Genomic DNA, 1,027 nt, shown 5'->3' on the forward strand with positions numbered 1-1,027 from the left:
CACTTGATTTGCTGGTGCTTTCAAACAACGGTGTTGTTTTTTTAACAGCCGAACTGGAAAGGGAGGCTGAGCTGCTCAGTGATCACTTTATCCGTTGGCTGATTTACGCCGGCATGTTCGCTACAGGCACTGAACGACAACGCAGATGGTATGATCTGTGCGTTCTGACTCGTCAAGGATCGGCCAATGGATCGTTTGTCTAATTTGCTCTCGCGGTTCGGCGTGCGGGCCAATCTGTTCTATGACGGCGACCTATGCGGCTCTGCATCTTACGATGGCGCCGAGCGGCGAGGTTATATCCATCTGCTTCAGGCCGGCAGCGTGACGTTGCTTGGTCCCGATCGCAAGGATTTGCAGCTCACTCGCCCTAGCTTGATTTTTATGCCACGCCCCGCCAAGCATCAATTGTTTGCGGGTGAGTCCGATGGCGCAAAGTTGTTGTGTGCTTCCATGGAGTTTGAGGGCGGAATTGATAATCCTTTGTCGGCTTCATTACCGGACTGTTTGGTGCTCGCACTCGATGATCTGCCCATGCTGGCAGACACGTTGGAGTGGATGTTTGCCGAGGCGGCAAATGTGCATTGTGGAAGGGAAGCCGCGCTTGAGCGCTTATTTGAGCTCCTAATCATTCTGTTGCTCCGTTACCTGCTCGATCATCACCAGTTGCGCACCGGAATGATGGCTGGACTGGCCGACATGCGGCTTGCCCGATCGCTTTTACAGATGCACAACTCCCCGGAACATGCCTGGTCAATAGCAGAGCTGGCCAGTGAGTCAAATATGTCACGCGCTGCGTATGCCGTGCATTTCAAGAGTGTCATCGGACAGACGCCTGCTGATTATTTGTTGAGTTGGCGAGTTAGCCTGGCTCAGAAGCTGATGCGAGAAGGGCGCTCGATTACGCTGATTGCAGCTCAAGTCGGCTACGAAAGTCCTTCGGCGCTGTCTCGCGCATTTAGACGCAAGACGGGGTTGAGCCCTCGTGACTGGTTGAAAGATCTGGCGGGGGAAAATGATGGCAAAAAGG

Annotated in this window: 2 protein-coding genes; both read left to right on the top strand. The window is 53.7% G+C overall.

Annotation, left to right across the window (positions count from 1 at the left end; genetic code table 11):
• Window positions 1-203, top strand: a 203-nt coding sequence (locus PA6_RS24120) for a hypothetical protein (RefSeq protein WP_021703209.1), incomplete at its 5' end; no start/stop codon positions are given.
• On the top strand, window positions 187-1,027 hold an 841-nt coding region (locus PA6_RS22285; protein ID WP_021703210.1), incomplete at its 3' end, for an AraC family transcriptional regulator. The genes PA6_RS24120 and PA6_RS22285, both read left to right, overlap by 17 nt.

Origin of the sequence: Aquipseudomonas alcaligenes NBRC 14159, from assembly GCF_000467105.1 — a bacterium.
In the GTDB taxonomy this organism is placed as follows: domain Bacteria; phylum Pseudomonadota; class Gammaproteobacteria; order Pseudomonadales; family Pseudomonadaceae; genus Aquipseudomonas; species Aquipseudomonas alcaligenes.